This window comes from Azospirillum sp. TSH64 (genome assembly GCF_003116035.1).
GTDB lineage: Bacteria > Pseudomonadota > Alphaproteobacteria > Azospirillales > Azospirillaceae > Azospirillum.
The window spans coordinates 3,829,956-3,856,641 of record NZ_LGQW01000015.1 but is presented as its reverse complement, the minus strand read 5'-3'; the positions used below and the strand labels follow the sequence as shown (position 1 = coordinate 3,856,641).

Below are 26,686 nucleotides of genomic sequence, written 5' to 3'. Positions count from 1 at the left end.
CGCATGGACCGCAACAGCCGCATCTTCGTCGCCGGGCACCGGGGACTCGTCGGATCCGCCATTCTGCGGCGGCTGACCGAAGCCGGACACACCGACCTCGTGATCCGCGACCGCTCGCAGCTCGACCTGACCGATCAGGCGGCGGTGCGCGCCTTCTTCGACCGCGAGGGCATCGAACAGGTGATCCTGGCCGCGGCGAAGGTGGGCGGCATCCTTGCCAACGACCGCTTCGGCGGCGACTTCATCCGCGACAACCTGCTGATCCAGAATAACGTCATCGACGCCGCCTGGCGCGCCGGCGTGAAAAAGCTGCTGTTCCTCGGGTCTTCCTGCCTCTATCCCAAGCATGCCGAGCAGCCGATCAAGGAAGAGGCGCTGCTGACCGGCGAGATGGAGCCGAGCAACAAGCCCTACGCCGTCGCCAAGATCGCCGGCATCACCATGTGCCAGGCCTACCGGCGCCAGTACGGCTTCAACGCCATCTGCGCGATGCCGTCCAACCTGTACGGCCCCGGCGACCATTTCGAGCCCGAGACCTCGCATGCGCTGCCGGGCATGATCCGGCGCTTCCACGACGCCAAGGTGGCGGGCGACCCGACGGTCACCCTGTGGGGCACCGGCACGCCGCGGCGCGAGTTCCTCTATGTCGACGACATGGCGGATGCCTGCATCCATCTGATGGACCATTACGACAGCGGGGAGATCATCAATGTCGGCCCCGGTGAGGACATCGCCATCGCCGAGCTTGCCGCGTCGATCCGTGACACCGTCGGCTACACCGGCGCGCTGACCCACGACCTGAGCAAGCCCGACGGCCACCCGCGCAAGCTGATGGACGTGTCGCGCCTGTTCGCCACCGGCTGGCGCCCGAAGGTGTCGCTGGAGGAGGGGCTGCGCCGCACCTACGGCTGGTTCCTGGAGAATGCCGCTCCGGACCGTCGCCAAGCCCCCAAGCAGGCAGCGGAGTAAAGCCCGATGCCGGACGATTCCATCCATCTGCGGCCGCCGGTCTTCGACCGGCCGGCTTCCAAGGCTTCAGCGGGCACGCCTTCCCTGACGGAGGTGCCCGTGCCGGAAGAACTGCTGCTCGTGGCGCAGAGCTATTGGCCGGAACCGGCCGGCAGCGCGCCGATGATGACCGACCTCGCCACCGCCTTCGCGGCGGCCGGGGCCGAGACAACGGTGCTGACCGCGCGTCCCAACTATCCCGGCAACAAGGTCTATGACGGCTACGCCGACGGGGCGCAGGACAGCAGGACGGTGGACGGGGTGCTGATCGAGCGCCTGCACACCATCCCGCCGGCCGGCGGCGGCATGAAGGCCCGACTGATCCACGAGGGCGTGCTGCATGCCGGCTTCGCCGCCGCCCGCGCCCGCGGCCGGGTCGGACGCCACGCCGCCGTGCTGTCGCTCTGCCCGTCGATCCTGTCGGTGGCCATCGCCAACCGCTTCAAGGCGCCGGGCGGCCGCCACGTCGCCATCGTCCACGACATCCAGTCCGGCCTTGCCGGGGCGCTGGGCATGGGCGGCAAGGCGGCGGTCAAGGCGATCCGCGCCATGGAGCGCGCGGCGCTGAACCGCGCCGACGCCATCGTCGTCCTGTCGGAGCCGATGCGCGGCGTTCTGGAGGAGTTGGGCGTCACCCGGCCGATCCATGTGATTCCGCCCCATGTCGATGCCGACGCGGTCCACCCGCTGCCGCGCCCCGACCAGCCGCCGACGGCGCTCTACAGCGGCGCCTTCGCCCGCAAGCAGGGGCTGGAGCAGGTGCTGGACATGGCGGGCCATCTGGCCGAGCTGATGCCGCAGGCCCGCATCAAGATGCGCGGCCAGGGCGGGCTGGAGGAGGAGCTGAAGGGCCGCGCCCGCGCCATGGGGCTCGGCAACGTGATCTTCCAGCCGCTGGCGCCGAAGGACCAGCTGAACGAGGCGATGGCGGAGGGCGACGTCCATCTGGTGCCGCAACGGCCCGAGGGTGCGGCCTTCGCCATGCCCGGCAAGGCGGTGACCATCCTCGCCGCCGGGCGGCCCTTCGTCAGCACCTGCCTGCCGGGATCGGCGCTCGCCACGCTGGAGGCCCAGGTCGGCGCCTTCCTGTGCACCCCGCCGGAGGAGCCGCGCGCGATGGCCGAGGCGGTGGCCGCCCTGCTGTCGGACCCCGCCCGCGCCACCGCCATGGGCCGCCGCGGCCGCGCCTGGGTGGAGGCGAACGCCACGCGCGCCGTGGCGCTCGACCGCTACGCCCGCCTTCTGTTGGGAGAGGCAGCATGAAGAAGCCCGCGCTGGTCTTCAGTTGGGAGATGTTCGGCCCCTACCACATGGACCGGCTGGAAGCGGTCGGCCGCCGGCTGGGTCACGTCTATGACGTGATCGGGCTGGAGGTCGGGTCGAAGTCGCACACCTATGCCTGGGATTCGACCGGGACCGGGCAGAATTTCCGCAAGATCACCCTGTTCCCCGGCCAGTCGAAGGCCGATCTGTCGAAGGCGGCGGTCTACCGCGCCCTGCTGCGCGAATGCCGCAACGCCGACGCGCGCTATGTCTTCCTCTGCCATTACGAGGATCCGGACGTCTTCGCGCTCGCCCTGACCATGCGGCTGATGGGCCGCAAGGTCATCAACATGAACGCGTCCAAATACGACGACAAGCCGCGCATCCTGTGGCGCGAAATGGTCAAGAGCGTCTTCTACTCCCCCTATCAGGCGGGGATCGGCGGCAGTCACCGCACGGTGGATTACTTCCGTCTGCTGGGACTCCCGAAGGACCGGCTCTACATCGGGTACGACACGCTGTCGCTGGACCGCATCCGCCGCCTGTCCGGGATGGAACCGGCCCCTGGGGGAGTACCCTTCGCCGACCGCCACTTCACCATCATCGCGCGCTTCGTCCCGAAGAAGAACTTGTTCCGGGCGGTCGAAGCCTATGACATTTACCGGCGGCTCGCCGGTCCCGCCGCCCGGCCGCTCCACCTTTGCGGCTCCGGTCCGCTGGAGGCGGAGCTGCGGGCAGAGGTCACGCGGCGCGGGCTGGACGGGTCGATCGTCTTCCGCGGCTTCCTTCAGGAGAAGGGGATCGCCGAGACGCTGGGGTCCACGCTCTGCCTGCTTCTGCCGTCGCTGGAGGAGCAGTTCGGTCTGGTGGTGAACGAGGCCCTCGCCATGGGCGTTCCGACCATCCTGTCCGACCAGTGCGGGGCGCGCGACGTGCTGATCCGCAGCGGGTTGAACGGCCACATCGTGGAGCCGGACAACCCCGAGGGGCTGGCGCGCTACATGCTGTCGGTCGCGGCCGACGAGGACGAGTGGCGCCGCCTGAGCCTGAACGGGCGGCCCTTCCAGGCGTTGGCCGACGCCAGCTTCTTCGCCCTGTCGGTGGAGAAGGCCGTGGTGGCGCTGGGCGGCCCGAAGGCGGAGCGCAGCGCGGACACGGACTATGTGTCCGACTATTCCGCCGACCCGGAGGGTGGCCAGCATGGCCGGTCGACCGGAGCGGCACTGACCGGGAGTTGACGATGGAACGGAACGCGCGCACCCATGTGGTCGTCTCCGGGCGCCTGCCGCCGCCGGTGGATGGGATGAGCCGGGTGACGGCCCTGGTGCTGGAGCGTCTGCAGGACCGCATGCGGGGGCGCGGCCGCGTGGAGGTCGCCGACCTGTCGCCCGGCTGGAACGGCGGCGGCGCCGTCTACCATCTGCGCAAGATGACGCGGGTGTTCGGCACCATGGGCCGGCTCGCCGCCGGGCTGCGGAAGCCCGACCGCCGTTTCTACATGCCGGTGGATTCCGGCTGGGGCGCGCTCTACACCGCGGCGCTCGCCGGGACCGCCCGGCTGTTCGGTTACGAGCGGGTGCTGCATCATCACTCCTTCGCCACCATCTCCAAGCCGACCTGGCGGATGCGGCTGCTGACCCGCGTCGCCGGCACCGATTGCACCCATGTGCTGCTGTGCCCGGCGATGCAGATGCGCTTCCAGTCGATCTATCCGGCGGCGCGCACCTGCATGACCATGTCGAACGCCATCTTCTCGGTTCCCGGCGCCATTCCGCGTCCGCGGCGCGACGGTCCCCTGCGCATCGGCCATCTGTCGAACCTGTGCAGCGAGAAGGGGCTGGACACGCTGTTCGCCCTGCTGCGCGCCCTCCAGCTCGAAGGGGTGGACGCCAGGCTTGTGCTGGCCGGTCCGGGGCTGAAGCCGAAGGACAATGCGATGATCGCCGCCGGGGTGATGGCCTTCGACGGGTCGGTGGAGTATCACGGCCCGGTCCATGGCGAGGCCAAGGAGGCCTTCTACCGCGACATCGACGTCTTCGTCTTCCCGACCCGCTACCGCAACGAGGCGCAGCCGCTGGTGCTGTTCGAGGCGATGGCCGCCGGCGTGCCGGTGCTGGCCTATGAGCGCGGCTGCATCGGCTCCGACATTCCGGCCGATGGGCTGGTGCCGCAGAACGCCGACTTCGTGAAGGCGGCCGTCCCGATCCTGTCGGCCTGGGCCGACGACCGCGAGGCGCTTGCCTCCGCCTCGGCACAGACGCTGACCCGTGCGCGCGTCGCCTTCGAGACCAGCCGCAGCGGCCTGGACCTGCTGCTCGACCGCATCGCCGGCCCGCACCCGGCCGCCGCAGCCGCAGCCGTGCCGGCCAAGCGCCGCGTGGCGGGGTAGGGGAGAAGCCAGGGGCGGCTTTACGCCCCGCCTCCCAGCGGCAGCGCCGTCTCGAACTTGATTTCCTTCAGAGCGAAGTTGGAGCGGATGCGGACCTGGAAGGGCAACTGGAAGACGAACTCCTCCAGAAAGCGGTTGTAGTCGGCGATGGCCCGCACCGCAACCCGCAGCAGATAGTCGGCGTCGCCCGACACCGCATAACATTCCAGAACCTCCGGCCGCTTGCGCACCGCGTCGATGAAGATGGCGGCGGTCTCGGCGGAATGGCGGTCCAACGTCACATGGGCGAAGACGCATTCGCCGACCGACGCCGCCTTCGGATCGACCAGCGCCGTGTAGCGGCGGATCACCCCGGTTTCCTCCAGCGACTTCAGGCGGCGCCAGCAGGACGAGGGCGAGGTGCCGACCCGGTCGGCAAGCTCCTGCACGGTCAGGCGCGAATCCTCCTGCAAGGCGATCAGGATTTTGATGTCGATTTCCGATAGCGCAGCGGGCAACGGCAAGAATCTCCGATGTCGGGCAGTATGCCGGAAAGTCCTGCCAAAATCATAGGTATGCCCGCCTCACTTTGAAAGCTCTTTCCACGGATGGTCCGGCATACTGATCGCAGGACAATCCAAGGGAGGGGCGATCATGGCCGACATGTGGGAAAACCCGATGAAGACCGACGGATTCGAGTTCATCGAATTCACGGCGCCGGACACCGTGGCGCTGGGCCGCCTGTTCGAGCAGCTGGGCTTCACGGCAGTCGCCCGCCACCGGTCGAAGGACGTCACGCTCTACCGCCAGGGCGACGTGAACTTCATCGTCAATGCCGAGCCGTCGGGCTTCCCGCGCAATTTCGCCGCCCAGCACGGCCCGTCGATCTGCGCCATCGCCTTCCGCGTCGGCGACGCTGCCTTCGCCTACCGCCGCGCGCTGGAGCTTGGCGCCTGGGGTGTCGAAACCCGCGTCGGTGCGATGGAACTGAACATCCCCGCCATCAAGGGCATCGGCGATTCGCTGATCTATCTCGTCGACCGCTATGCCGACCGCGGCAGCATCTATGAGGTCGATTTCGTCCCGCTGCCGGGGGTGGACCAGCATCCCCAGGGCGCCGGCCTGACCTACATCGACCATCTGACCCACAACGTCCACACCGGGCGGATGGAGGAATGGGCCGAGTTCTACACCCGCCTGTTCGGCTTCCGCGAGGTCCGCTATTTCGACATCGAGGGCAAGCTGACCGGCCTGCGGTCGAAGGCGATGACCAGCCCCTGCGGCAAGATCCGCATCCCGATCAACGAGTCCGCCGACACCAAGTCGCAGATCGTCGAGTATCTGCGCGACTACAAGGGTGAAGGCATCCAGCATGTGGCGCTCGGCACCAACGACATCGTCCGCACCGTGGAGACGATGCGCGGCATGGGCACCCCGTTCCAGGACACGCCCGACACCTATTACGAGCGCATCGATACCCGTGTGCCGGGCCACAACCAGGATCTGAAGCGCCTCCAGGCCAACCGCATCCTGGTCGACGGCGCCCCGACCGAGGGCCAGGGCCTGCTGTTGCAGATCTTCACCCAGACCGTCATCGGCCCGATCTTCTTCGAGATCATCCAGCGCATCGGCAACGAGGGCTTCGGCGAGGGCAATTTCAAGGCGCTGTTCGAATCCATCGAACTCGACCAGATCCGCCGCGGCGTGCTGAGCGAGAACGCGGCCTGATCCTCAGCCGATTCCACAGGCAGGGTTCCGAACGCTGCCCGGTCGCAAGGCCGGGCGGCGTTCATGCGTCTGGAACAGCGGGTTCGAGACAAATATTTCCATAATTCCGCTTATGTGTTTTTCTGTCCTCACGAAAGGTTGCCCCTCCCTCACTCTGGATGGGTATGGGCGTCGAAGCGCTCGCGGTCGCTCTTGTCGCTCATGAAGATGGCGAAGGGACGCAGGGCGTCGGCGTGGTTCAGGGTGATGGCGATCAGCACCGCCATCGGGGCGGCCAGCAGCGCGCCGGCCGCTCCCCACAGCCAGCTCCACAGCAGAAGCGCGATCATCACCACCAGGGGCGAGATGGCCAGCTGCTTGCCCTGCATATGGGGAGCCACGAAGTTGCCCATCACCTGTTCAATCACCAGCAGACCGCCGGCGACCGCCATCGCCGTGCCGGCATCCTGTGTCGCCAGTACCAGAAGCACGGGCAAGGCGCCGGCCACCACCGATCCCACCACCGGCACATAGTTCAGCAGAAAGGCGAGAAAGCCCCAAAGCAGAACCAGATCCACCCCGAACAGCGACAGCCAGCCGATATAGAGCGCGCCGGTGATCAGCCCCAGCACGCTGCTGACCACCAGATAGCGGCGGAACTGCTGGGCGATGGCGGTTACAGCCTCCACCGCCATGCGGCAGCGCTCACGGCCGAGCGTCATGACGATCTTCTCGCGCCAGACCGGTGCCTCCAACTGCATCAGCAGAGACAGGAAGACGGTCATCACCAGGATCGACACCGTCTGTCCGGCAGAGGACAGGGCGGCCTTGGCGAAGCCGGTGATCGGATCGACCGGCACCTCACCGCCCTGCCCGGTCCCTTGCGCCGCCCCTTGTCCTGCCTGGGCCGTCAGGTCGGCCTTGGCGCCCTGGAGCCAGCCGTTCACCTTGGCCCACAGCTTTCCCAGCGCGTCGGCATAGTGCGGGAAATCCTCGGCCACCCGCTGCGCCACCAGGGCCATCGAACCGAAGAAAGCGGCGAGGATGGCCAGGATCAGCAGCATCGATGCGGCCAGCCCCAGCCAGGACAGTCGGCGCGGCACGCGGTCGCGCACCCAGCGGGCGACCGGGGCCACCGCAACGGCGACGAAAAACGCCGACACCAGCGGGAGCAGGATGGAGGATGCTGCCTGCAACACCCACAGCGACGCCGCCCCGGCAATGATGCCTAGCAGCCAGAGCGCCAGCTTGACGCGGTCGATGCGTCCACCATCGGCGGCCCTGCCCTCCCCATTGCCGCCCAGTCCACCGTCCATGCCGTCCGCCCCCCTGCCGATGCGCCACATGGTGGCTCAAGCTAGACGCGGAAACAGGGTGTCCGGTTCCATTCTTTCAGCGCGATATCCTGACAACGCATGCAACCGGGGTTCGCAAGTCGGAGCGCTCAAAAACGATAAACCGCATTCATTGATAAGGCTTCCATCAAATAGAGGCGGTCGAGTCCCAGGTAACCGGGCAAAAATTGCCGATCAATTTCTGCCAGACAGCCAAGGTAGCCTGAGTTTCATTTTTCTCTGATTCTCATAAAAAACAATCGTCCGCTTTTTGTCTCATTCATACCACGGGAAACGCCCTCATTCATAATTTCCTAACCATAAGTGTTAGTACCCGATTAAGGCTAACAGACGAGCCTCTGGAACGAAGCGATACCCATAAAGCGGAGTTCCAAAATGGCTACCACCAACACCGACGGCACGATCCAGGTCACCTTTGCGGTCAATGCCTGGGGCGCGGCAGCCGGCGGAAAATGGCCGCATTTTCAACTGCTTCTGGATGGCAAGAGCATCGGTGAGGCCACCGTTTCCTCCGCCACCCAATCCCGCTACGTCTTCACCGCGACCGTGCCGGCCGACAAGGCGCATGCGCTGCAGCTGATCTACGACAACGACGACACGGTTAACGGCGAGGACCGCAACCTGTTCGTCAAGTCGTTCGAGGTGAACGGCAAGACCATCCTGTCGATCGATCCCTCGGTCAAGTACGACACCGGCAAGATCGACGGGCTGAACGTCATCGCCGGCCAGACCGAGATGTATTGGCCGGGCGCGCTGAACGTGCCGCTGCCCGCCACCCTGTTCCCGTCCGCCGCCGTGCCGGACGCCGAAACGGCCGCCACCATGACCACGACGATCAAGGTCAGCGCCTATGGCGCCAGCGCCGCCGGTCAGGCCCCGCATTTCAAGCTGCTGGTCGACGATCAGGTGGTCGGCGATGCCTGGGTCAGCGCCACCTCGCCCACCGACTACACCTTCACCGCCAAGGTGGACCCGAACGAAGCCCACAAGATCCAGATCTGGTACGACAACGACGCCACGGTGAACGGCGTCGACCGCAACCTGTTCGTCAAGTCGATCAACATCGACGGCAAGACCATCGCCTCGACCTCCGACATGGCCTCCTACGACAAGGGGGCGGTCGACGGCAAGTTCGTCGTCGCCGGCCAGGAAGGCCTCTATTGGGGCGGCGCCCTCACCTTCGGCGTGCCGGAGGAGTATTTCGGCGGCGCCTATGTCCCGCCGCCCCCGCCGCCGCCGAGCAAGGCGGTGGACATCGTCGTCAACGCCTACGGCACCTCGGCCGGCGGGCAGGCCGCGCATTTCAAGCTGCTGGTCGACGGGCAGGTGATCGGCGACGCCAAGGCCGCGGCGACCACCACCGGCTACAAGTTCACCGCCAACGTCGACCCGACCAAGGCCCACACGGTCCAGGTCTGGTACGACAACGATGCGACCGTGAACGGCGTCGACCGCAACCTGTTCGTCAAGTCGGTCGTCATCAACGGCAACACCGTCGCCGCCACCGACAGCATCGTCACCTATGACAAGGGTGCCGTCGACGGCAAGGACGTGGTCAAGGGCCAGGAAGGCCTCTACTGGGGCGGCGCCCTGAACGTCAAGGCCGGGGCCGACCTGTTCAGCAACACCCCCGCCACCCAGACGCCGGTGCCGACCGCCCCGACCAAACCCGCCTTCTACGTCGCCGCCAACGGCAAGGACACCTGGTCCGGCAAGCTGTCCGCCCCCAACGCCGACGGCACCGACGGTCCCTTCGCCAGCCTGGAGAAGGCGCAAGCCGCCATGCGGGCCAACCCGGCCATCGACACCACCTATGTCCGCGAGGGCACCTATCACCTGACCAAGACGCTGGAGCTGACCTCGCTCGACAACGGCCACAGCTTCCAGAACTATCCCGGCGAGAAGCCGGTGCTGAGCGGCGGCGAGGTGGTGAAGAGCTTCACCAGCGAGGGCAACGGCCTCTATTCGGCCAAGCTCGGCACCGCCAGCAACCTCGACCTGATCGTCGGCGACGTCCGCCAGCATCTGGCCGAGAAGTTCGCCTACGACGCCGCCGACGTCACCAGCGGCTGGCACTTCGCCGACGCCGCCTCGGGCGGGCCCAGCGGCTGGTCGATCCGCTCGCACGGCACCGACGTGACCGCCGCCGACATCCAGCCGGGCACGCTCATCCAGATCATGGATGCCGAGCGGCTGGGCGACACGCTGGGCACCATCGCCAGCTTCAACGCCTCCACCCGCACCATCACGCTGAAGAACGGCGCCTCCCTGCCCTTCGCGGAAGGCACCACCTACAAGCTGCTGAACAATGCCGCCTATGTCGATCAGGCCGGCGAGTTCGCCTGGCGGACGTCGGACGGCAAGCTGCTCTACAAGGCCGCCAGCTCCGGCTTCGTCTCCAGCGGCGTCGAGGTGCCGCGGCTGGACACGCTGATCAAGCTGAACGGCGCCAGCAACGTCACCATCGACGGGCTGACCTTCAAGAACACCACCACCGGCGGCGACGCCCTGCTGCTGACGAAGTCGAGCGGCAACCACATCAGCGACAACAGCTTCCTGAACGTCGGCACCGCGATCAAGCTGACCGCCGCCTCGTCCAACAACGACATCGCCCACAACACGCTGAACCATCTGGCCGAAAACGGCATCGAGATGGATGGCCGCAGCAACGGCAACAGCATCTACGGCAACAGCATCAGCAACATCGGCGAAGTGCGCAAGGCGGTGTCCGGCATCATCGGCACCGGCGTGGACAACAACCTGATCTCCAACAACGACATCGACCACAGCGCCCGCTACGGCATCTCGTTCAAGGATTACGGCGGCACCACCAACACGGTGAACCACAACAACATCATCCAGTACAACAACATCTCCTACACCGGGCTGGAGACCGCCGACGGCGGCGCCATCGAGATCCTTGGCCGGTCCAGCGCCGACACCGGCATGATCATCCAGGGCAACCGGATCGAGCACGCCAATGGCCTCGCCACCAGCAACCAGGACACGTGGCTTTACGGTCAGAAGGGCTTCGGCATCTATCTTGACGACATGGCCGGCGGCATCACCGTCAAGGACAACTTCATCCGGGACGCCGACTGGGCCTCGGTGCAGATCCATGGCGGCGACAACAACGTGGTGACCAACAACTTCTCGGTCATCGCCAGCAACAAGGAAGACTTCATCCGCATCGAATGGCAGCCGGTGCACGGCACGGCCGGCGACCCGCACAACAACACGATCACCAAGAACGTGGTGATGGGGACCCTGCCGCTGGACGACTACATCGAGCTGCTGAGCGCCAACGACTTCGTCATCGACAACAACCTTGTCTTCAACGTGCCGAAGTACGGCGATCACGACGTGATCGGCAAGCCGATGTTCGCCAACGCCTATTGGGGCGACTATTCGCTGCTGCCGACCTCACCCGCCTTCGCGATGGGCATCCACGACCTCGCCTGGGCCAAGATGGGCGTCGACGGCGTCGCGGCGGTCGGTCTGGAGCATTTCTGGGACGGTGTCTGAGCGCCTATCCTGGAAGCCGGCTTATAGGGGGTCGGCGCATCGGGGGTACGCCCTCGACGTGCCGGCCCCGGCGGTGGGCGGAGCCTGTTTTGCTCGAGGTCGAGCGACGGAGGCTTCGCCCACATGCGTTTCGGAAATCCCTTCAGAAAAGACCACAGGCGCCCGGCACAAGCGCAATCGGCGCAGCCTTGCCCGCGGCTTGGCGTTCGTGCCGCAGCGCACCATATCCAGACCGCGCTCCGCTGCGGACAGGCCCAAGCTGTACCGATCGGGGTGCATTCCCATTCCAGACCGGACGGACCGAGACAGTTTCCGATGACGCAAGCGACGTGGACGGCAGGACGGACCGCAGGAGCCGTGGCGATGACCCTGAGGGCCGGCCTGCTGCTGTGGGCCGCCTGTGCGGCAGGGCCGGCCTCGGCCCAACAGGACGACAAGAAGCCCAAATTCGGCCCGGACGCCGTGCCGATCACCCGCTCGGTCGATTTCGTCCGCACCACGCCCGCACCGGATTACTGGGCGCTCAGCCCCTATTACGTGCCACAGACGACCGGCGCCTCCTGCTCGGTGGCGAGCGTGACCATGATGCTGAACGCGCTGCGCGGGTTGCCCGGGCTGGCGTCGGAACGGCTGGTCACCGCCAAGCAGCTGCTCGACCGGCTGGACGACGATCATTGGCGCGACGCCACCGCCGACGATGGCGAGGGCATCTCCTTCGGCGAGCTGATCACCTATGTCCGCCGCAGCCTGAGCGCCTACGGCATCGACGCCGAGGTGGAGGTCTGGCGCCCGCGCGACACCTCGCCCGCCACGCTGGCGGAGCTGCGCCGCATCCTGTCGGACAATGAGCGCAGCGCCGACGACATCATCCTGCTGGCCTTCGACCAGGGCACCCTGACCGGCGACATCGGCCTTGGCCACATCGCACCGCTCGGCGCCTATGACGCGGCGAACAAGCGCGCGCTGGTGATGGACCCGGACCGCGCCTGGTACGTCCCCTACTGGACCAGCGACGCCCGCCTGCTGGAGGCGATGCTGAAGCCCGACCGCGCCGACCCCGAGGGCAGCGGACTGATCCGCGTCCGCAGCCGCCGGGTCTCCGGCTGAGCGTCCTTTACTTCACTTCCTGGCTGGTCAGGTCGGAGGGGTTCTGCGACCGGGTCGGCTCGTTCGGCTGATCCGGTTCGCTCGCCCACTGGTTCGGGCGCGGCACCGGGTTGCCGTTCAGATCGGGCGGCGCCCGGCGCACGTCGGCGAGCGCCTGCTGCAACTCCTGGCTGCCCGTGGCGGCGGAGCTGGACGGGTTCGGCGGCTTGGTGCCCTGCGCGCTGGGATGCGGATCCTGGCTCTGCTGCACCTTGCCGTCGCGGGCGAGCGCGTCGCCAGCGGACTCCTTCGATCCGGAGTCGACCGGAGCGGCGGCCGGCTGCTGGCTCTGCGGCTGATCCGCCTGCTGTGCGGCGGCACCGACCAGCGGCAGGCCGGACAGGAGCCCCGACAGCAGCAGGGCGGCGGCGAACTTGCGCATGGCGCATCCTTCTATTGGAGAATAGGCCGGCGGGCCTTTCGGGGAAAGCCGTTGGAGTCCAATGCGCAACGGCACCAAATGGCCGGCCGCGCGTTGTACCGGGGACAGAGTCCGGCTTTCAGGCCGTCCGGTCCCAGCCCATCAGGAACACCGACAATGCCCAGCGAGTTCCCGTCCTCCGCCGCCCCTTCCTCCACTGCCGCCGCTTCCGCCAACGTCACCGCTCCCGCCTCGCTCCAGGACCGCGCCGAACGGCGCAGCGTCGGCGTGGTGGTGGAGCGGCGGCGCGTCGACAATCCGTGGATCGAGGCGCGCTGGCAGCCGGTGATGCTGGTCCCGGCCGACCCCACCCTGCCCGACTGGAGCGTGCTGGCCGAAGGGCCGGATTGGACACGCCATTATGCCGGCACCGCCGAGATCGCCCTGTTCCCGACCGAGGCGGAGAACTACAAGCACAACCTCGACGGCGGCACCCCCAGCGCCTACGTCATCCTGCGGCCGGGCGGTTCGGCACCGGGGATGCAGTTGCTGGCGGTCACCGCCGACCCCGGCGAGATCGATGCCCACGCCGAAGCCGGCGACGACGTGATCGAGGCGCTGCCGCTGCCGATCCCGCTGGTGCTGTGGATGGACGGCTTCGTCGCCCGCCACTTCGTCGAGCGCCCCTTCCACAAGCGCAAGCGCGACCGCGCCGACCCGGAAGCCCTGGCGCGGCACCGCAAGCCCGGATTGCCGCCGCATGGCTGAGCGCGGGGAGGAAGGCTTCCTCGGCCGCTGGTCGCGGCTGAAGCGCGAGGTTCAGGTCGAGGAGCCGGCGGCACCGCCGCAGGAAGCCCTGCTGCCCGAGGCCGTGCCGCCTGAACCGTCGCCTGAACCGTCGCCTGGAGAGACCGGCGAGGAGGTGGCGGACCTGCCTGCGCTGGACAGCCTTGACGCAGGCAGCGACTACACCGGCTTTCTTCGCCGCGAGGTGCCGGCGGATTTGCGGCGTGAAGCACTACGACGGGCCTGGACGAGCGACCCGGTCATCGCCGGCTTCCGCGGCTTCGCCGAATATGACTGGGATTACAACGCGCCGGGCTATGGCGCCCTGCGCCCCACCGACGACATCGCCCGCCTGCTGAACGCGGTGCTGCCCGACGAGAAACGGGAGGAGGACGAGGCGGTTGTTAAGGACGAGGCGGAGGTGGCCGGGCTGTCGCCGGAGACTGCGGAATCAGCCACCGCGCTCCCTCCCCAACCCTCCCCCGCGATGCGGGAGAGGGGGGTGAGTGCGGAACCGGAGGAGGCCCCTCTCCCGCCGAAGGCGGTAGAGGGTTAGGAGCCTCAGATACACCGCCCGCCATCGACCTCCAGGCACACGCCGGTCAGGAAGTTCCCCTCGTCGGAGCAGAGATACAGCGCCGCGTTGGCGATGTCGGCCGGGGTGGACAGGCGTCCCAGCGGGATGCTGCTGCGGAACTGCTCGCGGCGCTCCGGCGTATCCTGGCCCATGAAGCGGTGGAGCATGCCGGTCTCGCCCGCCACCGGGGCGATGGCGCAGACGCGCACATTGTCGGCCGCCAGTTCCGCCGCCATCGATTTGGTGAGCGTGATGACCGCCCCCTTGGAGCCGTTGTACCAGGTCAGGTTCGGCCGTGGCCGCAGACCGGCGGTGGAGGCGATGTTCAGGATCACGCCGCCGCCATGGGCGCGGAACACCGGCACGGCGTGGATGGCGCTGTGGTAGATCGACTTCACGTTGACGGCATAGATGCGGTCGAAGGTGGCCTCGTCCACGTCCAGCATCGAGCCGTAGCGGTGGGTGTAGCCGGCATTGTTGACCAGGATGTCGAGCCGCCCGAACTCGCCCAGCGCCGCCGAGACGATGGCCTCGTAATCCTCCCCGACCGCGACGTCGGCGCGGACGGCGAGTGCGGTCTCTCCCAGGCTGTCGGCGACGCGGCCGGCGGCGGCCTCGTCCAGGTCGGCGACGATGACGCGGGCCCCTTCGGCGGCGAAGCGTCGGGCGATGCCCTCGCCGAAGCCCGATCCCCCGCCGGTGACGACGGCGACCTTGTCAGACAAACGCATGAGCGGTTCCTCCCCGGCAATTCTCGATCCGAGATGCGCACGGCCGTTGCGGCGCGCGGACTCCGTTCAACAGGGAACCGGCGCCATCGGCCGCATCGTGAACACGGCAAAGATCGTGAACACGGCGAAGAATGCATGATAGCGCGAAGCTGCCCTGTGGGGCAGTCGCCATCATCCGCTACATCGTTTTGGAGAGATGGAGGAGAGAATGGCGCGAGTGACGGGACTTGAACCCGCGGCCTCCGGCGTGACAGGCCGGCGCTCTAACCAACTGAGCTACACCCGCGCAGAGCGACTTGTTCCAAACACCTGATCGTCACGCAGCCAAAGGCTTGTTTCGCTTGGTGTTTTTCACCGGAGCCGTTGGAGGCCCCCGTCGTTCGGTGGGCGGTTTGTAGTCGCCCGGGCCGCTGCCTGTCAATCACCAAATTGCAAAAAAATCCTCTCCTCCGGGGCCTGCCGTTCGCTGGCGTTTCACCGACGCCCTCAGGGCAGGCGATGGACGGCGCGGCGCAGCTCATCAAGCCGGTCGAAGGCCTGCAACATGCCGGCCGAGAGTTCACGGTGGTCGACGGCATTGGGGCCACCGAAACGGGTCAGCGTTTCCTCGAGCGCGCGGGCCAGATGTTCGGCGACATCGAGATGCTCCTGCTCCAGCGCCAGTTTCAGTGCGGCGAGAATGCGGTCGCCCAGCCGCCGATCGTTTGAAGTCATGCGTTTCCCCACCCTGGTCCTGAACCGCGAGGCAAGGCGCCACCCCGGTCATGATGCGTCCACCATACCAGTTCCGACCCGGCTGCGCGGCGTGATTCGCATCGCTGCGACATTTCGGAGGCAGCCCTTCCGGAGCGTCCTACCCCGTGCGATAGTCGCGCCATGCCGATCCCCAATTCACCCCGTCTCCGATTGACCGCCCTGCTGCCGTCCCTCGTCCTGTTCGCCGCGGGACCGGCGATGGCCGCCGCGAATGTCTCCGCCGCCCAATCCGAGGCCAAGGAAATCGCCAAATCGATGGGCAACTGCACGCCGGCAAAGGTGGAGGTGCTGCGCTACACCGTGGGACGGGAGGGAGCGACCACCTTCAAGGTCGGCTGCACGGAGGACAAGGATGCCTTCGTCGTCGTGCAATGCCGCTCGCGCATCTGCACCTTGTTGCGCTGAGGCCTGCCCCAGCGGTGAATTCACCGCTTGTTAACCGCGTCCGCGTGCACTGTGCAGGATCGGGCGCGGCACATGCGTAGCGATGGGAACTGCTGGATGACGGGCACGGGCATGGTTGCAGGGTTGGGCGCAACGCGAATTGGCAGGATGCGGGGTTGGATCGCCGTTTCCCTTGCGATTCCGGCACTGGCTCTTGCCGGCTGCACCTCCCCGCTCGGGCTGGCGGCGGCCGGTGCGGATGTCGTGACGCTGAACGCCACCAAGAAGACCATCGGCGACCATGTCGTGTCGGCCGCCACGGGACGCGATTGCTCGATCCTGAGTTTCGAGAAGACCGGCGACTATTGCCCGGACAAGGTCGAGGTCGACCGGTCCCGCGTCTACTGCTACAGGACGCTGGCAGACGTCGAGTGCCACCACATCCCCGACCCCTACCGCAACGGCAACACCGCGCTTGCCAGCCCGCCGCCGGACATCCGCACCCTGCCGCGCAAGAGGGGCTGGTTCGACGACGCGACGCCTTACGCCCCCAACAGCGGTTCGTAAAGGGGCTTGCCTCAGCGCACCTTCTTCGCAACGAAAGCCTTAGCAATCGCCATCATCGCTTTTTCATGATTCGGCCCGCCCGCCGGGGCATCGTGAATTTTGGCACCCTTCGCAGCGCCCGGCCCGGCGGACTTGCCGGCAGGGGTGGCCCGTTGCGGGGCCGGCTGCTCGTCCGGTTCGCGGCCCAGCTGGTTCAGCAAATTCTCAAGCGCATCGCGGCTGAGACCGGAGGCGGACGGCCGCCCTCCCCCCGCACCGCCCGCGGCAGCCGGGCGCGCGGCCGGCCTGCTGCTGGCCGGACGGCCGGCGCGTTCGATGGCAGCGGCGGCGATGGCCTTCAGGAAGGGTTGGGCAATGCCGCGCAACAGGTCGGGGTCCTCGACGGCCCAAGCCATCAGGAGCTTCTGCGCAGTCATCCGGCTGCCCTTGGCCGCCAGGATCGCTTCGCGCACCTTGCCGTCGACGTAGGAATTGCTCATCGGGAATCGCCCATCGGAATATGTCCGCCGGCCGCAGAATGACGGGCGGAGCCACCCCGGACTGTCGGACCAACTCGGTTAACAAACGGTTGCGGACAGGAAGGGGGCCGATGTTGACGGGAAGGCACGGAAGAAGCGGTTGCCCGATCCGCGGCACACGCCGATAGTGGCGGGATGCTGATCGAAACCTTCGCCGACCTGATCTGCCCCTGGTGCTACATCGGCAAGCGCCGGCTCGACCGGGCGCTGATGCAACGGCCCAACCTGCGCCCGGAACTCCGCTGGCAACCCTTCCAGTTGAACCCGGACATGCCGCGCGGCGGGATGTCGCGCGAGGACTATCTCGCCGCCAAGTTCGGCGGATCGGAACGGGCGCGGCAGATCCACCGGGTCGTGGAGGACACGGCGGGACGCGATGGCCTGCCGCTGGCGCTCGACCGCATCCAGCGCACGCCCAACAGCTTCGACGCACACCGGCTGGTCCGCATCGCCGGGCGCCAGGGGCTGGGCAATGCCATGGCCGACGCGCTGTTCGCCGCCTATTTCGTCGAGGGCGTCGACATCGGCGACCCGGACGCGCTGGCCAGCGTCGCCGCCGGGCTGGGGATGGATTTCGTCGAGACGCGGCGCCGGCTGACGAGCGACGCCGAATCGGCCGCGGTGCTCGCCGCCGATGCCCTGGCCCGCCAGATGGGGTTGCAGGCGGTTCCCTGCTACATCTTCAACCGTCGCTACGCCCTGTCCGGCGCGCAGGAGCCGGCAAGCTTCCTGCCGCTGCTCGACCTCGGCAGCGAGGAGCCGGAAAATCTGTCGGTCGTCGCCGGCTGATCCGGCAAGCGGAGCGGGAAAAGGCGGCCCGGAGGCCGCCCCGTCCCTGTCCGGCGCATCAGGCTGGCGTGCTGCTGGTCTTGGCATAGCCCAGCGTCTTCAGCGCATCGGCGATCTCCGGCAGGATGCCCGGATCGTCGATGGTGGCCGGCATCTTGTAATCCTGGCTGTCGGCAATCTTCTGCATGGTGCCGCGCAGGATCTTGCCCGACCGCGTCTTCGGCAGGCGGTCGACCACCAGGGCGCGCTTGAAGTCGGCGACCGGGCCGATCTGCTCGCGCACCAGTTGGACGACCTCCTTGACGATTTCCTCATGCGGACGGGTGACACCGGCCTTGAGGCAGACGAAGCCCAGCGGCACCTGCCCCTTGAGGTCGTCGGCCACGCCGATCACCGCGCATTCGGCGACGTCCCTGTGGCTCGACAACACCTCTTCCATGGCACCGGTGGAGAGGCGATGGCCTGCGACATTGATGATGTCGTCGGTGCGGGCCATGACATAGACATAGCCGTCATCGTCGATGAAGCCGGCGTCGCCGGTCTGGTAATAGCCCGGGTAGTCGGCAAGGTAGGATTTCTTGAAGCGCTCGTCGGCGTTCCACAGCGTCGGCAGCGTGCCCGGAGGCAGCGGCAGCTTCACGCAGATGGCGCCGATGTCGCCGCGCGGAACCTCCTTCAGTTCGGCGTTCAGCACCCGCACGTCCCAGCCCGGCATCGGGCGGGTGGCGGAGCCGTACTTGATCGGGAACAGGTGGACGCCCAGCGGGTTGCCGGAAATCGCCCAGCCGGTCTCGGTCTGCCACCAGTGGTCGATCACCGGGACGTTCAGATTGTCCTCGGCCCAGTGCAGCGTGTCGGGATCCGACCGCTCGCCGGCCAGGAACAGGGCGCGGAAGTGCGACAGGTCGTACTTTTTCAGGTGGTTGGCGTCCGGATCCTCGCGCTTGATGGCGCGGAAGGCGGTGGGGGCGGTGAACAGCGTGCCGACCTTGTGCTGCTCGATCACGCGCCAGAAGGTGCCCGGATCGGGAGTCCCGACCGGCTTGCCTTCAAAGACCACGGTGGTGCAGCCGGTCAGCAGCGGCGCATAGACGATGTAGGAGTGGCCGACGACCCAGCCCACGTCCGACGCCGCCCAATACACCTCGCCGGGCTTGACGTTGTAGATGTTGGTCATGGTCCAGCGCAGCGCCACCGCATGGCCGCCATTGTCGCGCACCACGCCCTTGGGCTGGCCGGTCGTACCGGAGGTGTAGAGGATGTAGAGCGGGTCGGTCGCCTTCACGGCCACGCACTCCGCCGGCTCCGCCGTCGCCACCGCTTCGGCCCAATCGACGTCGCGGCCGGCGATCAGCGTCGCCGTCTCCTGCGGGCGCTGCCAGACGATGACGCTGGACGGCTTGTGGGCCGACTGCTCGATGGCGGCGTCCAGCATCGGCTTGTACTTGACGATGCGGTTCGGCTCGATGCCGCAGGAGGCCGAGACGATGGCCTTCGGCTTGGCGTCGTCGATTCGGGTCGCCAGTTCGTGCGGGGCGAAGCCGCCGAACACCACCGAGTGGACCGCACCCAGACGGGCGCAGGCCAGCATGGCGACCAGCGACTGCGGGATCATCGGCATGTAGAGGAGGACGCGGTCGCCCTTCTCCACCCCCTGGGCGCGCAGAGCACCGGCGAAACGGGCGACCTGATCCAGCAGTTCGGCATAGGTGATGGTCTGGACGGTCCGGGTGACCGGGCTGTCATAGATGATCGCCGCCTGGGCGCCGCGTCCGCCTTCGACATGGCGGTCCACCGCGTTGTAGCAGGTGTTCAGCTCCCCGCCGGTGAACCAGCGGTAAAAGGGCGCGTTGCTGTCGTCCAGCACCTTGTCCCACGGCTTGAACCAGGAGATGTCCTTCGCCGCCTCGCCCCAGAACCCGGCGGGGTCCGACAGGGAGCGGGCATGCATCTGGTTGAAAAGCTCGGCAGTTGTGGTGCTGGCGGTCGGGCTCATGGCAGGGCGTCCCTCATTCTATTTTGGTACTATTCGGTGCGCATTTCCTCTCGGCCGCGAAACGATCCGTTACGCGACCTCCACAATCTGCGACAAAAGCATAAGTGCAGGCAAATGTCAGAAGGTCGGGGGTGCGACGGGCTGTCGCATTCTACGATCGGTGAAACGCTGTTCCGAAACCTGGATTTCAAAAGGAAACGCAGACCGGCCGAACGACCAGCGCGACCGACTGCTGGTGGAAGCGCCCCTTGTACAGATCGACGATTTCGCGGATGAGGACCAGCGTCGCCGGGTCGCCGTCGGCCAGTAGGGTGAGGATTTTGCTGGGCTCGCGCACCAGCCGCCCGGTCTCGATGTCGCGCCAGTGGCCCGACCCGTCGGTGACGGTCAGGCCGTTGGGAAAGCGCGGCGTCACCTCTCCGTTCAGGAAATCCGTCCAGTCGCGCTCGCTGACGCCGATCTCGTTGCCGATGTTCCGACCAAAGAACAATTGCGCCTCGATCATCGCGCCGGCCGCATAGGTTTCACAAACGATCGCCGTCGCCGTCGGGGCGGGAGCCAGTTGGGCCGCGGCAGGGCCGGCCAGCAGAAACAGCGAAAGCGCGGCGGAGGAGAGGCTCGGGACGATCCGCATGACGGGCCAGGTGACAGGCATGGTGACGGGGCGCATCGGTGTTTCTCCATTCGGACGGGAGAGGGAGCGTGCGGCAGTGCGGTCAGCGACGCTCTGGTCAGGACGCCCCTGGACCGTTATGCATGGATCATGGCCGTCGATCCACCCATCACCGGAATCCGCCCGATCCTGACCGTCGTTCACGGCAACGGCGAGCGGCTGATCGTGGCCCGACTCACCAACCTGGGCGGCGGCAGCCAGTCCAACCGTTTCGTCCTGCGCCGGGCCGACTTCCGCCCGCCCTGGGAGCAGCCGGAGAAGGGTTATTTCGGCTATGCCGAGGTCGCCCGCGCCCTGGACGCCAACGGCTGGCGCGGCTGCGCCATCGAGGCGATGGCGACCACCGACCTGGAGGAACGCCGCGCCCGCCTGCTCGCCCGCAAGAAGCTGCACCTGCAATGCGTCGAGGCGGCGATCCGGCGGGCGCAGGAGGGAGAGTCGCCCAAACCGGGCTAGGCTCCGCGTTCAGCACTTCCCCATCGCCTTCATGCGCCGGTCGAAATCGGCTGCGAGATCGGCGAGCGTCACTTGGCCGAGATGGCGGATGAGCACCGTCTCCGCCTCGCGCAATGCCCCATCAAGGGCAGCATTGACGGCCTGTTCGACCAGACAGCTCGGCTCGTCCGCGGTAGGACCGATGGCGAAGATTCCCGGCTCACCCAATGCCCGGTGAATGTCCAGCAGGGTGATCCCGTCGAGCGGCCGTGCCAGCCGCCAGCCGCCGCCATGGCCCTTTTCGGACCGCACATGGCCGGCCTCGCGCAGTCCCGCCATGGTCCGGCGGATGACCACCGGATTGGTGTTCAGCATCTCGGCAATCGCCTCCGACGTCAGCGCACCCTCATGCCGGTCCATGTGGATCAACACATGCAGCATGCGGGAAAGGCGGCTGTCCTGTCTCATTGGTGATCGATCCTTTCGGGTGCAGGGACGGACGGATGCAGCGCCGGACAGGTGGTCAGCTCCAGCCATCCCAACTCAGGCCACTTCATAAGTTACATGGCACATTGACCGCACCCTTTCATGTAACTTATCGTGTGTCGTGATTGGGCGCAGACAGAGCGTCCGCTCCATCCGTGGAAAGGCACAGGCATGAATGGAAACGACATGACGACCTATGACGCCATCATCGTCGGCGGCAGCTACGCCGGCATCGCCGCCGCGCTGCAATTGGCCCGCGCCCGCCGCCGGGTGCTGGTGATGGATGAAGGGCTGCGGCGCAACCGCTTCGCCAGCCACTCCCACGGCTTCCTCGGGCAGGATGGCCGTCCGCCGGGAGACATCGCCGCCGAAGCCCGCGCCCAACTGATGCGCTATCCGACCGTCACCTGGATGACCGGGCGGGCCGAAAAAGCCGCCAGGACGAGCATGGGCTTCGAGATCACCGATTCGAATGGCACCGGCCACCGTGCGCGCCGGCTGCTGATCGCCGTCGGTGTGGTCGACGAACTGCCGGCGATTCCCGGCCTGGCGGAACGTTGGGGCCGGTCCGTCTTCCATTGCCCCTACTGCCATGGCTATGAACTGATGCGAGGCCGTATCGGTGTCATAGCGGTGTCAGGGCACTCCATGCACCATGCGCTGATGCTGCCGGATTGGGGACCGACGACGCTGCTGCTGAACGGCACCTTCGACCCCGACGCCGACCAGTCGGCCCATCTGGCGCAGCGTGGGGTCGTCGTCGAGACCACCCTCATCAGCGGGATCGACCGCGACCCGCCGGAGGTCGCGCTCGCCGACGGACGCAAACTGCCGTTCGCCGGACTGTTCGTACTGCCGAGAAGCATCGTTGCCAGCCCACTGGCCGCACAGCTTGGGTGTGCGAGCGAGGACGGGCCGCTCGGCACCCATATCAGTGTCGATGCGATGCAGGAGACCAGCGTCCCCGGTGTCTTCGCCTGCGGCGACGCGGCACGGGCGGCAGGATCGGTGGCGCTGGCCGTCGGTGCCGGTACGATGGCCGGAACGGCGCTGCACCGCTCGCTGCTGTTCTGCGAGGACGACGCCCTGTTCGCTCGCGCCTAGCCGATCAGCAGGCTGACCGCAATCGCCCACATCACCAGGGCGATGCCCCCGTCCATCGCCCTCCAGGCGCCGGGGCGGGCGAACAGCGGGCGCAGCAGTCGCGCGCCATAGCCGAGCGCGAAGAAGAACAGGAAGGACGCCGTCATCGCCCCCAGGGCGAAGGCGCCCCGCGCCTCGGCGAAGCGCGCGGAGACGGAGCCGACCAGAACCACCGTGTCCAGATAGACGTGCGGATTGAGCCAGGTCAGAGCCAAGCAGGTCAGCAGCGCCGGCAATAGCCCGCCCGCCTCCCGGTCCGCCGGGTTCAGCCCGCTGCCGCCCTGCCAGGCCGACCGGGCGCTGCGCAGGCCATAGACCAGCAGGAACGCGGCACCGGCATAGCGCATCAGCGGCTCCAGCCACGGCCAGCGCGCCCCGGCGCTGGCGAATCCGCTGACCCCGATGAGGATCAGCACGGCGTCCGACAAGGCGCAGGTGGCGCAGATCGCCAGCACATGCTCGTTGCGCAACCCCTGGCGCAGCACGAAGGCGTTCTGTGCCCCGATGGCGACGATCAGGCTGAAGCCGAGGAACAGGCCCGGCAGGAAGGCGGGAAGCAGGGCAGCGGTGGAAAGCTCGGTCATCGTGGCGGTTCCGGAGTCGGTGGATGCCAATCCGCTACCACCGGGCCTTCCTTTGCCGTACTTAATCCTTCTTGCCCTGATGAAGCAGAGCTAATCCATGCTGGACTATCCGCTGCTGGCGGCCCTGGCTGCCGTCATCCGCACCGGCAGTTTCGAACGCGCCGCGCGGCAGCTCCACGTCACCCCCTCCGCGGTGTCGCAGCGGGTGAAGCTGCTGGAAGAACGGCTGGGTACCGTGCTGGTGGTGCGCGGCCAGCCCTGCACCGGCACCACCGCCGGCCAGCGCCTGTGCCAGCATGTGGAACAGGTCGCCCTGCTGGAAAGCGAGTTGCGCGGCGCCCTGCCCGGCCTCAGCCCGGCGGACGGGCCGGTCACCCTGCGGATCGCCGTGAATGCCGACAGCCTCGCCACATGGTTCGTCGCGGCGATGGCGGAACTGCCCGGCTGCCTGTTCGATCTGGTGCTGGACGACCAGGACCACAGCGCCGAGTGGCTGCGCAAGGGCGAGGTGCTGGCCGCCGTAACCGCCAGCGCGGTGCCGGTCCCCGGCTGCAACAGCCATCCGCTGGGCGCGCTGCGTTACCGTGCCACCGCCAGCCCGGACTATCTGCGCCGCCATTTCCCCGATGGGGTGACGGCCGAAAGCCTCGCCACCGCACCCTGCCTGACCTTCAACCGCAAGGACCGGCTGCAGGCGCAGTGGTTGCGTCTGGTGCTGGGCGATCACGAACCGTCGCCGGTGCCCACCCCGCCGACCCACTGGCTGCCCTCCACCCATGCCTTCGTCGATGGCGCGCTGGCCGGGCTGGGATGGGGAATGAACCCGGACCCGCTGGTCGCCGACCATCTGGCGGCCGGCCGTCTGGTCGAGCTGGTGCCCGGCCGGCCGCTGGACGTGCCGCTGCATTGGCAGCAGAGCCGCATCGCCGGCACCGCGCTGGCCGCGCTGTCGCGCGCGGTCCTGCACGCAGGGCGGCAGGCCCTGCATCCGATCGTCGAGAGCAAGGGAAGCCCGCCCGCCGCATGAGGACTTTGCCCGCGCCGCGTGCGCGCTTATATGGATCCGACAAATCTCTGGAGGGATTCGATGACCAGCAGCGCCGCCACGGCCGCAAACGACACCCCCGATCTGGGTGCGCTTCCCACCTGGGACCTGAGCGACCTCTACCCCGGCACCGAGTCGCCCGAACTGAAGGCCGACCTCGACCGGATGGAACGCGAATGCAAGGCCTTCCGCGAGCGCTATGCCGGCAAGCTGGCAGCGCTGAGCGGCGACGACCTGGCCGCGGCGATCCGCCAGTACGAGGACATCGACGAGACGCTGTCGCGCGTCATGTCCTATGCCGGGCTGGTCTACAACGGCAACATGGTCGATCCGACCGTCGCCAAATTCTACCAGTCGGCGCAGGAGCGGGTGAACGACATCTCCGCCCACCTGATCTTCTTCACGCTGGAGATCAACCGGCTGGACGAGAACGATCTGGCGGCCAAGCAGAAGGCGTCGACGGCGCTGCGCCATTACGAGCCGTGGCTGCGCGACGTCCGCCTCTACCGCGACCACCAGCTGTCCGACGAGATCGAGCGGCTGCTGCACGAAAAGCATGTGGTCGGACGCGCCGCCTGGAACCGCCTGTTCGACGAGACCATCGCCAGCCTGCGCTTCCCGATGGGCGGGAAGGATCTCACCTGTGCCGAGGCGCTGAACCGCCTGTCCGACCGCAATCCCGCCGTCCGCCGCGAGGCCGGCGAGGTGGTGGGCAAGGTGCTGGGCGAGAATGCGCGGCTGTTTGCGCTGGTCACCAACACGCTGGCCAAGGACAAGGAGATCGAGGACGAGTGGCGCAACTATCCGACGCCGACCTCCGCCCGCAACCTGTCCAACCGGGTCGAGGACGAGGTGGTCGACGCGCTGGTGTCCGCCGTCAAGGGCGCCTATCCGGACCTGTCGCACCGCTATTACACGATGAAGGCCAAGTGGTTCGGGCAGGACCATCTGGATTACTGGGACCGCAACGCCCCCCTGCCGGAGGATGCCGACCGCAGCATTCCCTGGAACGAGGCGCGCGACATCGTTCTGGGCGCCTATGGCCGCTTCTCTCCCGACCTCGCCAGCCTGGGAAAACGCTTCTTCGACAACCCCTGGATCGACGCGCCGGTCCGTCCCGGCAAGGCGCCGGGCGCCTTCGCCCATCCGACCGTACCCAGCGTCCACCCCTATCTGCTGGTCAACTACCAGGGCAAGACGCGCGACGTGATGACGCTGGCCCATGAGCTGGGGCATGGCGTCCACCAGATCCTGGCCGGCAAACAGGGCCATTTCCTGTCCGATACCCCGCTGACGCTCGCGGAAACCGCGTCGGTGTTCGGCGAGATGCTGACCTTCCGCGCCCTGCTGGCGGCCGAGACCGACCCGAAGCGCCGCCGCATCATGCTGGCCGGCAAGGTCGAGGACATGCTGAACACGGTGGTCCGCCAGATCGCCTTCTTCGACTTCGAACGCCGTGTCCACACCGAACGGCGCGAGGGCGAACTGACGTCGGACCGCATCGGCGAGATCTGGATGGCGGTGCAGACCGAAAGCCTGGGCCCGGCGCTGCGCTTCGACGAGGGTTATCGCCATTTCTGGTCCTACATCCCCCACTTCATCCACTCGCCCTTCTATGTCTACGCCTATGCCTTCGGCGACTGCCTGGTGAACTCGCTCTACGCGGTCTACCAGGACGCCGAGCAGGGCTTTGCCGAGAAGTATCTGGCGATGCTGTCGGCGGGCGGCACGCTGCGTCACAAGGAGCTGCTGGCCCCGTTCGGTCTCGATGCCTCCGACCCGGCCTTCTGGCAGAAGGGCCTCGGCGTCATCCGCGGCTTCATCGACGAACTGGAGGCGAGCGAGGCGAAGGGCTGACGATCCGGATGGCTTGACCACCGTCAAGAGACCATGACGGCTGTGCGGGTATGGTGGCCTTCGGAGCGTCGTCTCCGAAGGCCATCTTTTTTGGAAGCGAACATCATGCTTGCGACCACCACACCCGCCGCCACCGCCACGCCTGCGGCCGCCGGCACCGTCCCCATGCTCGGCCATGCGGTCATGGACTGCGACCATGTCGAATCGGTCGCGCTGCTGCAGGCCGCCTCCGAGGCCCCGGTCGGCGAACTCCGGGCTCCCTTCGCCGCCTTCGCCAAGCATCTTCGCGAGCATTTCGCCCGCGAGAACGCGCTGATGACCCAGCACGGCTTTTTCGCCCTGCATTGCCACACGGAGGAGCACGCCCGCGTCCTGACCGTGGTCGCGACGATGGAGGCCGATCTGGCGGAGGGGAAGGAGAACCGTGCCCGGCTCTATGTGACCGAGCATTTCCCCGACTGGTTCCACACCCATCTGGCGACGATGGACCGGGTGACCGCGGATTTTCTGGCACAGGCGGAGGGGTGAGGAACCGGGAGAGGCATTAGGGGAGTCGCCTCTCCCACACCGAACCGAATTCCGAAAATGGAAAGAGGCCGGAACCTGCTCGGTTCCAGCCCCTTATG

At 67.3% G+C, this 26,686-nt stretch carries 27 protein-coding genes and 1 tRNA gene; 17 read left to right on the top strand and 11 right to left on the bottom strand.

The genetic code is table 11. The features are described 5' to 3' along the window. Positions 1-3 precede the first annotated feature (3 nt). Genes TSH64_RS18920 through TSH64_RS18905 form a run of 4 tightly spaced genes read left to right on the top strand, consistent with a single transcriptional unit; the run spans position 4 to position 4,660 of the window. A complete protein-coding gene (locus tag TSH64_RS18920; RefSeq protein ID WP_109447294.1) occupies positions 4-969 on the top strand; it encodes a GDP-L-fucose synthase in 966 nt (321 codons plus the stop codon). A 6-nt stretch (positions 970-975) separates the two neighbouring features. Further along, positions 976-2,271 (top strand): glycosyltransferase family 4 protein, encoded by a 1,296-nt coding sequence (locus TSH64_RS18915; RefSeq protein WP_109447292.1) that lies wholly within the window; start codon positions 976-978, stop codon positions 2,269-2,271. Next, positions 2,268-3,509, top strand: a complete 1,242-nt coding sequence (locus tag TSH64_RS18910; protein ID WP_109447290.1) for a glycosyltransferase family 4 protein — start codon at positions 2,268-2,270, stop codon at positions 3,507-3,509. The genes TSH64_RS18915 and TSH64_RS18910 overlap by 4 nt, the downstream gene beginning before the upstream one ends. Positions 3,510-3,511: 2 nt before the next feature. Next, positions 3,512-4,660, top strand: coding sequence for a glycosyltransferase family 4 protein (locus TSH64_RS18905; protein ID WP_109447288.1), 1,149 nt, complete (start codon positions 3,512-3,514; stop codon positions 4,658-4,660). A gap of 20 nt (positions 4,661-4,680) precedes the next feature. Here the strand turns inward: TSH64_RS18905 and TSH64_RS18900 are convergent, their stop codons facing one another. Next, positions 4,681-5,157, bottom strand: coding sequence for an Lrp/AsnC family transcriptional regulator (locus TSH64_RS18900; RefSeq protein ID WP_109447286.1), 477 nt, complete (start codon positions 5,155-5,157; stop codon positions 4,681-4,683). 136 nt (positions 5,158-5,293) lie between these two features. Between TSH64_RS18900 and hppD the strand changes: the two genes are divergently transcribed. Then, a complete protein-coding gene (hppD, locus tag TSH64_RS18895; RefSeq protein WP_109447284.1) occupies positions 5,294-6,367 on the top strand; it encodes a 4-hydroxyphenylpyruvate dioxygenase in 1,074 nt (357 codons plus the stop codon). Between the two features lie 149 nt (positions 6,368-6,516). On the opposite strand, the gene TSH64_RS18890 is transcribed toward hppD, so the two are convergent. Continuing rightward, positions 6,517-7,662 carry an AI-2E family transporter gene (locus TSH64_RS18890; protein ID WP_247873031.1) on the bottom strand — a complete coding sequence of 382 codons (1,146 nt, stop codon included), beginning with the start codon at positions 7,660-7,662 and terminating at the stop codon, positions 6,517-6,519. Between the two features lie 414 nt (positions 7,663-8,076). Here TSH64_RS18890 and TSH64_RS18885 point away from each other — a divergent pair, with 414 nt between their 5' ends. Both TSH64_RS18885 and TSH64_RS18880 read left to right on the top strand, forming a co-directional pair. Further along, on the top strand, positions 8,077-11,226 hold the full coding sequence (locus tag TSH64_RS18885; protein WP_109447280.1) for a carbohydrate-binding domain-containing protein: 3,150 nt from the start codon (positions 8,077-8,079) through the stop codon (positions 11,224-11,226). A 363-nt stretch (positions 11,227-11,589) separates the two neighbouring features. Continuing rightward, a complete protein-coding gene (locus tag TSH64_RS18880) occupies positions 11,590-12,333 on the top strand; it encodes a phytochelatin synthase family protein (protein WP_247873030.1) in 744 nt (247 codons plus the stop codon). A 7-nt stretch (positions 12,334-12,340) separates the two neighbouring features. On the opposite strand, the gene TSH64_RS18875 is transcribed toward TSH64_RS18880, so the two are convergent. After that, complete coding sequence (locus TSH64_RS18875) at positions 12,341-12,754, bottom strand: hypothetical protein (protein ID WP_109447276.1); 414 nt, start codon at positions 12,752-12,754, stop codon at positions 12,341-12,343. 156 nt (positions 12,755-12,910) lie between these two features. On the opposite strand from TSH64_RS18875, the gene TSH64_RS18870 reads away from it, so the two are divergent. Together TSH64_RS18870 and TSH64_RS36660 are read left to right on the top strand one after the other, a co-directional pair. After that, on the top strand, positions 12,911-13,501 hold the full coding sequence (locus tag TSH64_RS18870) for a DUF3305 domain-containing protein (protein ID WP_109447274.1): 591 nt from the start codon (positions 12,911-12,913) through the stop codon (positions 13,499-13,501). Then, positions 13,494-14,075: a DUF3306 domain-containing protein gene (locus TSH64_RS36660; protein WP_109447272.1), complete on the top strand. Its 582-nt coding sequence runs from the start codon at positions 13,494-13,496 to the stop codon at positions 14,073-14,075. Before TSH64_RS18870 ends, TSH64_RS36660 begins: the two co-directional genes overlap by 8 nt. A 5-nt stretch (positions 14,076-14,080) precedes the next feature. Here TSH64_RS36660 and TSH64_RS18860 read toward each other — a convergent pair whose 3' ends face one another. The 3 genes from TSH64_RS18860 to TSH64_RS18850 all read right to left on the bottom strand — a co-directional run bounded on the left by TSH64_RS18860 (position 14,081) and on the right by TSH64_RS18850 (position 15,541). Further along, a complete protein-coding gene (locus TSH64_RS18860; protein WP_109447270.1) occupies positions 14,081-14,827 on the bottom strand; it encodes a glucose 1-dehydrogenase in 747 nt (248 codons plus the stop codon). A gap of 209 nt (positions 14,828-15,036) precedes the next feature. Beyond that, positions 15,037-15,113, bottom strand: a tRNA-Asp gene (locus tag TSH64_RS18855). Positions 15,114-15,313: 200 nt separating this feature from the next. After that, positions 15,314-15,541, bottom strand: coding sequence for a hypothetical protein (locus TSH64_RS18850; protein ID WP_109447268.1), 228 nt, complete (start codon positions 15,539-15,541; stop codon positions 15,314-15,316). 162 nt (positions 15,542-15,703) lie between these two features. Here TSH64_RS18850 and TSH64_RS18845 point away from each other — a divergent pair, with 162 nt between their 5' ends. Both TSH64_RS18845 and TSH64_RS18840 read left to right on the top strand, forming a co-directional pair. After that, the gene (locus TSH64_RS18845) at positions 15,704-15,988 is read left to right on the top strand and encodes a hypothetical protein (RefSeq protein WP_247873029.1); all 285 of its coding nucleotides are present in this window, start codon (positions 15,704-15,706) and stop codon (positions 15,986-15,988) included. Between the two features lie 147 nt (positions 15,989-16,135). Next, entirely contained in the window at positions 16,136-16,534 is a 399-nt protein-coding gene (locus TSH64_RS18840; protein ID WP_247873028.1) for a hypothetical protein, read from the top strand. Between the two features lie 11 nt (positions 16,535-16,545). On the opposite strand, the gene TSH64_RS18835 is transcribed toward TSH64_RS18840, so the two are convergent. After that, the gene (locus TSH64_RS18835; protein ID WP_109447266.1) at positions 16,546-17,013 is read right to left on the bottom strand and encodes a hypothetical protein; all 468 of its coding nucleotides are present in this window, start codon (positions 17,011-17,013) and stop codon (positions 16,546-16,548) included. A gap of 174 nt (positions 17,014-17,187) precedes the next feature. Between TSH64_RS18835 and TSH64_RS18830 the strand changes: the two genes are divergently transcribed. After that, positions 17,188-17,841, top strand: coding sequence for a DsbA family oxidoreductase (locus TSH64_RS18830; RefSeq protein ID WP_109447264.1), 654 nt, complete (start codon positions 17,188-17,190; stop codon positions 17,839-17,841). 58 nt (positions 17,842-17,899) lie between these two features. Here the strand turns inward: TSH64_RS18830 and TSH64_RS18825 are convergent, their stop codons facing one another. Together TSH64_RS18825 and TSH64_RS18820 are read right to left on the bottom strand one after the other, a co-directional pair. Then, a complete protein-coding gene (locus tag TSH64_RS18825) occupies positions 17,900-19,837 on the bottom strand; it encodes a propionyl-CoA synthetase (protein WP_109447262.1) in 1,938 nt (645 codons plus the stop codon). Positions 19,838-20,024: 187 nt separating this feature from the next. Next, positions 20,025-20,507 carry a DUF3574 domain-containing protein gene (locus TSH64_RS18820; RefSeq protein WP_109447260.1) on the bottom strand — a complete coding sequence of 161 codons (483 nt, stop codon included), beginning with the start codon at positions 20,505-20,507 and terminating at the stop codon, positions 20,025-20,027. 93 nt (positions 20,508-20,600) lie between these two features. Here TSH64_RS18820 and TSH64_RS18815 point away from each other — a divergent pair, with 93 nt between their 5' ends. Beyond that, positions 20,601-20,966 carry a hypothetical protein gene (locus TSH64_RS18815; RefSeq protein ID WP_109447258.1) on the top strand — a complete coding sequence of 122 codons (366 nt, stop codon included), beginning with the start codon at positions 20,601-20,603 and terminating at the stop codon, positions 20,964-20,966. Between the two features lie 9 nt (positions 20,967-20,975). Here TSH64_RS18815 and TSH64_RS18810 read toward each other — a convergent pair whose 3' ends face one another. Further along, on the bottom strand, positions 20,976-21,413 hold the full coding sequence (locus TSH64_RS18810; protein ID WP_109447256.1) for an Rrf2 family transcriptional regulator: 438 nt from the start codon (positions 21,411-21,413) through the stop codon (positions 20,976-20,978). A 204-nt stretch (positions 21,414-21,617) separates the two neighbouring features. On the opposite strand from TSH64_RS18810, the gene TSH64_RS18805 reads away from it, so the two are divergent. Next, positions 21,618-22,535 (top strand): NAD(P)/FAD-dependent oxidoreductase, encoded by a 918-nt coding sequence (locus tag TSH64_RS18805; RefSeq protein WP_109452812.1) that lies wholly within the window; start codon positions 21,618-21,620, stop codon positions 22,533-22,535. Here TSH64_RS18805 and TSH64_RS18800 read toward each other — a convergent pair. Continuing rightward, positions 22,532-23,158 carry a LysE/ArgO family amino acid transporter gene (locus TSH64_RS18800; RefSeq protein WP_109447254.1) on the bottom strand — a complete coding sequence of 209 codons (627 nt, stop codon included), beginning with the start codon at positions 23,156-23,158 and terminating at the stop codon, positions 22,532-22,534. The genes TSH64_RS18805 and TSH64_RS18800 overlap by 4 nt on opposite strands. Before the next feature lie 97 nt (positions 23,159-23,255). Between TSH64_RS18800 and TSH64_RS18795 the strand changes: the two genes are divergently transcribed. The 3 genes from TSH64_RS18795 to TSH64_RS18785 all read left to right on the top strand — a co-directional run bounded on the left by TSH64_RS18795 (position 23,256) and on the right by TSH64_RS18785 (position 26,588). Beyond that, positions 23,256-24,185 (top strand): LysR family transcriptional regulator ArgP, encoded by a 930-nt coding sequence (locus tag TSH64_RS18795; RefSeq protein ID WP_109447252.1) that lies wholly within the window; start codon positions 23,256-23,258, stop codon positions 24,183-24,185. Between the two features lie 60 nt (positions 24,186-24,245). Next, positions 24,246-26,060 carry a M3 family oligoendopeptidase gene (locus tag TSH64_RS18790; protein WP_109447250.1) on the top strand — a complete coding sequence of 605 codons (1,815 nt, stop codon included), beginning with the start codon at positions 24,246-24,248 and terminating at the stop codon, positions 26,058-26,060. 105 nt (positions 26,061-26,165) lie between these two features. Next, on the top strand, positions 26,166-26,588 hold the full coding sequence (locus tag TSH64_RS18785) for a hemerythrin domain-containing protein (protein ID WP_109452810.1): 423 nt from the start codon (positions 26,166-26,168) through the stop codon (positions 26,586-26,588). The last annotated feature ends 98 nt before the right edge of the window (positions 26,589-26,686 follow it).

Excerpts from the sequence above, each read along its gene's own strand:
- TSH64_RS18920 (WP_109447294.1), top strand. The coding sequence starts at position 4 with ATGGACCGCAACAGCCGCATCTTCGTCGCCGGGCACCGGGGACTCGTC.
- TSH64_RS18915 (WP_109447292.1), top strand. The coding sequence starts at position 976 with ATGCCGGACGATTCCATCCATCTGCGGCCGCCGGTCTTCGACCGGCCG.
- TSH64_RS18910 (WP_109447290.1), top strand. The coding sequence starts at position 2,268 with ATGAAGAAGCCCGCGCTGGTCTTCAGTTGGGAGATGTTCGGCCCCTAC.
- TSH64_RS18905 (WP_109447288.1), top strand. The coding sequence starts at position 3,512 with ATGGAACGGAACGCGCGCACCCATGTGGTCGTCTCCGGGCGCCTGCCG.
- hppD (WP_109447284.1), top strand. The coding sequence starts at position 5,294 with ATGGCCGACATGTGGGAAAACCCGATGAAGACCGACGGATTCGAGTTC.
- TSH64_RS18890 (WP_247873031.1), bottom strand. The coding sequence starts at position 7,662 with ATGGACGGTGGACTGGGCGGCAATGGGGAGGGCAGGGCCGCCGATGGT.
- TSH64_RS18885 (WP_109447280.1), top strand. The coding sequence starts at position 8,077 with ATGGCTACCACCAACACCGACGGCACGATCCAGGTCACCTTTGCGGTC.
- TSH64_RS18880 (WP_247873030.1), top strand. The coding sequence starts at position 11,590 with ATGACCCTGAGGGCCGGCCTGCTGCTGTGGGCCGCCTGTGCGGCAGGG.
- TSH64_RS18875 (WP_109447276.1), bottom strand. The coding sequence starts at position 12,754 with ATGCGCAAGTTCGCCGCCGCCCTGCTGCTGTCGGGGCTCCTGTCCGGC.
- TSH64_RS18870 (WP_109447274.1), top strand. The coding sequence starts at position 12,911 with ATGCCCAGCGAGTTCCCGTCCTCCGCCGCCCCTTCCTCCACTGCCGCC.
- TSH64_RS36660 (WP_109447272.1), top strand. The coding sequence starts at position 13,494 with ATGGCTGAGCGCGGGGAGGAAGGCTTCCTCGGCCGCTGGTCGCGGCTG.
- TSH64_RS18860 (WP_109447270.1), bottom strand. The coding sequence starts at position 14,827 with ATGCGTTTGTCTGACAAGGTCGCCGTCGTCACCGGCGGGGGATCGGGC.
- TSH64_RS18850 (WP_109447268.1), bottom strand. The coding sequence starts at position 15,541 with ATGACTTCAAACGATCGGCGGCTGGGCGACCGCATTCTCGCCGCACTG.
- TSH64_RS18845 (WP_247873029.1), top strand. The coding sequence starts at position 15,704 with ATGCCGATCCCCAATTCACCCCGTCTCCGATTGACCGCCCTGCTGCCG.
- TSH64_RS18840 (WP_247873028.1), top strand. The coding sequence starts at position 16,136 with ATGCGGGGTTGGATCGCCGTTTCCCTTGCGATTCCGGCACTGGCTCTT.
- TSH64_RS18835 (WP_109447266.1), bottom strand. The coding sequence starts at position 17,013 with ATGAGCAATTCCTACGTCGACGGCAAGGTGCGCGAAGCGATCCTGGCG.
- TSH64_RS18830 (WP_109447264.1), top strand. The coding sequence starts at position 17,188 with ATGCTGATCGAAACCTTCGCCGACCTGATCTGCCCCTGGTGCTACATC.
- TSH64_RS18825 (WP_109447262.1), bottom strand. The coding sequence starts at position 19,837 with ATGAGCCCGACCGCCAGCACCACAACTGCCGAGCTTTTCAACCAGATG.
- TSH64_RS18820 (WP_109447260.1), bottom strand. The coding sequence starts at position 20,507 with ATGCGCCCCGTCACCATGCCTGTCACCTGGCCCGTCATGCGGATCGTC.
- TSH64_RS18815 (WP_109447258.1), top strand. The coding sequence starts at position 20,601 with ATGGCCGTCGATCCACCCATCACCGGAATCCGCCCGATCCTGACCGTC.
- TSH64_RS18810 (WP_109447256.1), bottom strand. The coding sequence starts at position 21,413 with ATGAGACAGGACAGCCGCCTTTCCCGCATGCTGCATGTGTTGATCCAC.
- TSH64_RS18805 (WP_109452812.1), top strand. The coding sequence starts at position 21,618 with ATGACGACCTATGACGCCATCATCGTCGGCGGCAGCTACGCCGGCATC.
- TSH64_RS18800 (WP_109447254.1), bottom strand. The coding sequence starts at position 23,158 with ATGACCGAGCTTTCCACCGCTGCCCTGCTTCCCGCCTTCCTGCCGGGC.
- TSH64_RS18795 (WP_109447252.1), top strand. The coding sequence starts at position 23,256 with ATGCTGGACTATCCGCTGCTGGCGGCCCTGGCTGCCGTCATCCGCACC.
- TSH64_RS18790 (WP_109447250.1), top strand. The coding sequence starts at position 24,246 with ATGACCAGCAGCGCCGCCACGGCCGCAAACGACACCCCCGATCTGGGT.
- TSH64_RS18785 (WP_109452810.1), top strand. The coding sequence starts at position 26,166 with ATGCTTGCGACCACCACACCCGCCGCCACCGCCACGCCTGCGGCCGCC.